The sequence below is a fragment of the Pseudomonas defluvii genome (assembly GCF_001695625.1).
GTDB classification, from domain to species: domain Bacteria; phylum Pseudomonadota; class Gammaproteobacteria; order Pseudomonadales; family Pseudomonadaceae; genus Aquipseudomonas; species Aquipseudomonas defluvii.
In genome coordinates this window covers 1-5,197 of record NZ_MBPN01000188.1, presented here as the reverse complement: position 1 = coordinate 5,197, position 5,197 = coordinate 1, and the positions used below count along the sequence as shown (strand labels likewise).

Annotated in this window: 7 protein-coding genes; all 7 read right to left on the bottom strand. The window is 58.0% G+C overall.

Translation table 11 applies throughout. The features are described 5' to 3' along the window. Nucleotides 1-554 (bottom strand): START domain-containing protein (locus EKA13_RS25875; protein ID WP_065761909.1); only part of this gene is annotated, 554 nt, incomplete at its 3' end. A gap of 33 nt (nucleotides 555-587) precedes the next feature. Then, nucleotides 588-842, bottom strand: coding sequence for a YkgJ family cysteine cluster protein (locus EKA13_RS25870; protein ID WP_065761907.1), 255 nt, complete (start codon nucleotides 840-842; stop codon nucleotides 588-590). Between the two features lie 127 nt (nucleotides 843-969). Further along, the gene (locus EKA13_RS25865; RefSeq protein WP_065761906.1) at nucleotides 970-1,458 is read right to left on the bottom strand and encodes a hypothetical protein; all 489 of its coding nucleotides are present in this window, start codon (nucleotides 1,456-1,458) and stop codon (nucleotides 970-972) included. A 66-nt stretch (nucleotides 1,459-1,524) separates the two neighbouring features. Further along, on the bottom strand, nucleotides 1,525-2,970 hold the full coding sequence (locus EKA13_RS25860; RefSeq protein WP_065761905.1) for an aminotransferase-like domain-containing protein: 1,446 nt from the start codon (nucleotides 2,968-2,970) through the stop codon (nucleotides 1,525-1,527). A 218-nt stretch (nucleotides 2,971-3,188) separates the two neighbouring features. Next, entirely contained in the window at nucleotides 3,189-3,998 is an 810-nt protein-coding gene (locus EKA13_RS25855) for an OmpA family protein (protein ID WP_065761904.1), read from the bottom strand. Then, the gene (locus EKA13_RS25850; RefSeq protein ID WP_099774009.1) at nucleotides 3,995-4,348 is read right to left on the bottom strand and encodes a DUF4398 domain-containing protein; all 354 of its coding nucleotides are present in this window, start codon (nucleotides 4,346-4,348) and stop codon (nucleotides 3,995-3,997) included. The genes EKA13_RS25855 and EKA13_RS25850 overlap by 4 nt, the downstream gene beginning before the upstream one ends. Nucleotides 4,349-4,357: 9 nt before the next feature. Then, entirely contained in the window at nucleotides 4,358-5,164 is an 807-nt protein-coding gene (locus tag EKA13_RS25845) for a substrate-binding periplasmic protein (RefSeq protein WP_065761903.1), read from the bottom strand. Nucleotides 5,165-5,197: the final 33 nt, after the last annotated feature.

The window sequence follows — 5,197 nt, the reverse complement described above, 5'->3', positions numbered from 1 at the left end:
TCTACGACAAAACTGTTCGCCAACCAGGACGGCACGCTACCACCCGGCTCGGTGTGCACCTGATAGGTGACTTCGGTGCTGTCACCCTTAGGCTCGAACTTCCAGAAGCCCTCGACCTGAGCCACCCGCACAAAGCCTTTTTCTTCAGGCAAATAGCTGGGCAAACCTTCCAGCTTGCGCACAACACTGCCATCCGCCGCATCTTCGGTGGTTACCTTGAGAATTGAATCACGCGGCGTCACCGGCCAAGGCGTATTGAACTGGGTGTAGGTCCAGGTCTGGTTACCCTCCCGCTTGAGCAACTTCTGCACCTTGCATTCATGTATCCAGGCGCAGGCCCCGACCACATCTTCGTGCAACGCACGCAGCTTGGCGACATTGGCCTTGATCAAGGTCACCCCACGGTAAGCCTTGTATTTGGACCCCGCCACTTCACTCAGGGACACCTTGATGCCCTGCTCATCCTTTGCCACCTGCCAACTTTCCGCCTGCGCCAGAGGCGCCAGCAACGCACCTACAGCACACACCAACGCCATCCGCTTAAACGATCCCATGCTCTTGTTCCTTATTGTCGAAGATCTACGTATTCAAGCTGCTGTCATCTGCTCCAGCCACCCCAGGATCCTGATCGCCTCATCGCGATCACCGCCACACACCTCCACATCCGCCATGAACGCCGAACACACAGCTGGGCGCTCGGGCTTACCGAACAATCCACACAGGTTGACGACAGACAGATGGATACAGCGCTCGCCAGCAGGCTTGCCATTGGGCATTCCTGGTATCGGCGAACTGATGGACGGAGCAATGCAGCAGGCGCCACAGCCTTCACGACACTTCATGACGGCAGTACCTCGGAATCAAAATGGATGAACACGTCGGGATAGTAACCGCTAAAACGGTCGTTTGAAATTACCGGCAGGATGAAATATCACAGGACGAAAACAGACCAACCAGTCAGGCCCGAGCTTACTGTTTGAACTCGAATTCGATGGCCGCACCTTCGACATCCTGACGGCTGTCGTTGCGCAGTTGCAGCTGCATTTCGTTGCTGAGCAGACGACCATTGAGCTGAAACGGGCTTTCTTCCTTGGGTTTCTCACCAAACATGGCCGGCAAGAGCGGGCGATGCAACTGAGCTTCGCTTGCACTGCCCGGCTGCAGCCCGCCCACCATACTCAAAGGCAGGCTAAGGTCCAATCGAGGCGTGGGCAATGGCGCCGCAATGGCATCCGCATGCTTGCGCCTGGTGGTCTTGCCCGAAGATTTCTGAGTGGACGCAGAGCCCGCCTTGGCATGCGGCACAGCCTCTTTTGCGACAGGCTTACTCGCCACCTTGGCGGTGCCCGTCGGATGCGACGATTCCGCGACAGCGTCCGCCCTCGCCCAGGCATGCATCGGAACCAGAGAACCGGCCATCGACATCAACAACAAACCGGCACAACACAAGGCTTTCATAGGCAACAACGGACACTCGTAAAAAGGATAATGCTCTGCGTTCCCTGAAAACTGACAAACCCATCCCTAGAAGAAACTACTGCTACCCGACTCCTGGCAAAGCTGAGTGGCCAGCATCCCCAGGGTCATCAGCGCCCGCTCCGACTCACGATTCCAGGGAATCCCGCAGTTCAAACGAATGCAATGGTTGAACTGCTCGGTATTACTGAAAATCAGCCCTGGCGCAATACTGATGCCCTGCTGAAGCGCCCGCACATGCAGCTCCTGGGTATTGACCCGCCCCGGCAGGCTAACCCAGAGGATGAAGCCACCGGTAGGCCGCGTCATCTGGGTACCTTCGGGAAAGTACTGCTGCACGGCCAACTGATAGGCACTGAGGTTCTTGCGATACTCATGACGGATAAAACGCAAGTGCCGATCATACCCGCCATTTTCCAGATACGCAGCAACACCCATCTGCGTCACGCTGCAAGCTGAATGGGTAGTGAAGGTTTGCAGGCGCTGGATTTCGTCCTGGTACTTGCCAGCAATCATCCAGCCAATCCGCACACCGGGCGACAGCGTCTTGGAAAAGCTCGAACAGTAGATAACCCGCCCCAGTCGATCAAACGCCTTGAGTGCCTTGGTACGCCCCTGCTCGAACATCAGTTCGCCATAAATGTCATCTTCGATGATCTGTATATCGAAGTCCGAGGATAGCCGCAGCAATTGTTTCTGACGGTCCTCAGGAATAGTCCCACCCAATGGATTGCTCAAACGCGCAGTCAGCACCAGCGCCTTGATCGACCACTGGTTGGCGGCCAACTGCAGCGCCTCCAGACTGATACCGGTAGATGGGTCACTGGGAATCTCGATGACCTTCAGCCCCAACAGATCAGCCAACTGCAGCAACCCATAGTAAGTAGGCGACTCGGCAGCGATCAGATCACCAGGACGGGTCAACACCCGCAGACTCATCTGCAAGGCATCGACACAGCCATGCGTGACAACGACTTCGGAGGGGTCGACCACCACACCCGCATCGCGCATGCGAATGGCGATCTGCCTGCGCAGTGGCTCAAACCCCGGGCTGAACATGTAGCTAAAGGCCCGCGGGCTATGGAAGCGGGTAACCTTGGCCAACTGCTGGTGCAATGCCCTCACCGGCAGGTAGTCGACATGGGGCACTGCCGCACCAAGCGGAAATACACCATCACGGCGCGCCTCTACCAGAACCTGCTGAATAATGCTGCTACGGGTAACCAAACCCGGCCGCTCGACCCTGGCGATATCCGGTGTCGGCGCCGTCAGCGCCGGCGTCTGGTGAACGTAATAACCTGACTGCGGACGCGCCCGGATCAAACCCTGGTCTTCGAGATTGGCATAAGCCTGAAGCACCGTCGCATGACTGACATTGAGCTGCGCGCTCATCTTGCGCACCGACGGCACCCGCTCACCCGGCTGATAGACACCCCGACGGATATCCTCCGCCAGTTGCTGGGCAATACGCTGGTAGAGCAACAGGTTGGTCATGGTGAACTCTCGGCACGCGGACGATCTCGTTATTTTTAGGCGAACTCTCCGGTAAGAGAATACCGTAACAGTTGCGAAGTGTACTGGCACAGATTACAGAATAGTCAACAATACAGTTGCGTGACAGCACCCGTAACGTGCGCCCTAACCCATCAACCGCGGCCGAAAAAAAACCCGATGACTTAATCGCCACCGGGCTTTGTGCATAGCGCTCAGCTTCAGCGCTCAGCGCCGAGACGCCCCTGCTCATCGGAAAACACGATCTCGACCCGTCGATTCTGCGCCCTGCCGCGCTCCGAGGCGTTAGCCTCAACCGGGTACTGGTCGCCATAACCCTCGACCTGAATGCGCTTTTCGTCCACACCCAGATCAATCAGCATGTCGGCAACCGACTGAGCGCGATCTCGCGACAGCTTCAGGTTGTCCTCAGGGGTGCCCGTGCTGTCGGTATAACCCTCGATACGTACCGTACGCTTGGGGTTGAGCTGAAGGAACTGCACCAGTTTGAGCACCGTACGATTGGCGGAGTTCTTCAGGTCGGCGCGCCCGGTATCGAACAACACATCCCCCAGCGTCATTACCAAGCCACGATCGCTCTGCATGGTCGCCAGGCTGACAATCTGCGCCTCCAGCCATTTACCTTGCTGCTGAACACTGGCCAATTTGGCCTCGCGCAAGGCCAGTTGCAAACGCTGGCGCTCCAGTTCCAGCTTGGCCTGACGCTCCTGATTGAGCACCAGGTTCGTGTGCTCACGCGCGATTTCACTGTAACGCTGGCTCAGGTAAGCGTAATGGCGCACGTCCGCGCCGCTCCCCCAATAACTCGACAGACGCTCTGCGCGCCCCAGCGACTCACCGGCACGAATCACATCACGCGGCGCACTGCGCAGCACGCTGGAGTCATTCTTGACCTGTTGAAAGCTGGCTGCAGCCTGCTCAAGCGACGCTTCACTGCGCTGACTGGCGCACCCCTGCAGGCCAACGGCTCCCAACACCAGCAGCGCCACCAAAGGCTTGATCGAACTCACTGCTGCTCCCCCAACTGTTTACGTAGACGATCAACACGCGACTGCAGCACCTTGAGCTGTTCTTCACTCTTGGCGGTCAACACGCGTGCTTCAGCCAAACGCGCATCAAGCTCGGCCTGCTCTGCACGAACACGAGCGTCACGAAAGGACTCGTTGGACATATTGACCCGCGCCCGTGCCAGCTTGGCTTCGGCAAGCTTGAGTTCTGCCACCTCGTCAGTGGCGCCAATGGCCTTGGCCTGCTCCAGCGCCTGCTCGGACAAACGAAGTTGCTCATGGGGTGCCGGGTCGGCGGCGCAACCGGCCAGAGCCATGATGGCCAAGGCCGCGAATAGCGGTCGAGTTCTCACACAATCTTCCTACGGTTTGGGGGCATCGAGCGGTTGCTGCAATTGCGCTTTCCAGCGCTCGACATTGCGTTGCAGTACAGCCTGGGTTACACCAGAAACCGGCAATTCTGTCAGTTTTTTTGCCAGCTGTCCGCGCAACCAGGCATCGTTACACGCTGAGTTATGCGATACAGCCAAATAGAGCCCGGGGCGGTCGACCGGCACATCACGCGCCGTCAGGTCCTTGCCCATGCCCAATGTCTGCGCCATGGCCATGCCGGCATAACGCCCTGCAAGCACGTAGTCCACCTGACCCAGCAAGAGTTTTTGAAACGCATGCGTCAGATTTTCCACAACCTCCAGCTTCAAGTGTGTCTTGGTAAACGCCTCAAAGGTTGGGGTCAGGCGCGCCTTCTGCGAAATCGCTCCAGGGTGCAGCGCCAAATCTGCCAGGCTTTCATAAGCCAACGACGCATCATGGCGCGTCCAGACCAGGTATTCGTTTTGCAGCAACGGAGGATGGATAAAGTCCATCGAGGTGAGCTCGGCGACCGTCAGCGGCGCATCCACGAGGATATCCATCCGGCCGCTACGCACTTCCTCAAGCGCCTGACTGCGCTTGCCGGCACTCAAAATCTCGATCTTCAGGCCCAGCTCATCCGCCACCTGCTTGAGCAGATCGGCACTGGCACCGATCAGGTGCCGTGGATCTTGTGGGTCTTGCCACAGGTACGGAGGTGCATCCGGACTACCGGTGGCAACCAGGCGTTCACACTTGCCGACTGCGAGTGCCCATGTCGGCATCAACGCAACACTCAGCACAGTGACTGCACTCATCCGGCCAAACCACCCCATGCCACCCTCTCCTTG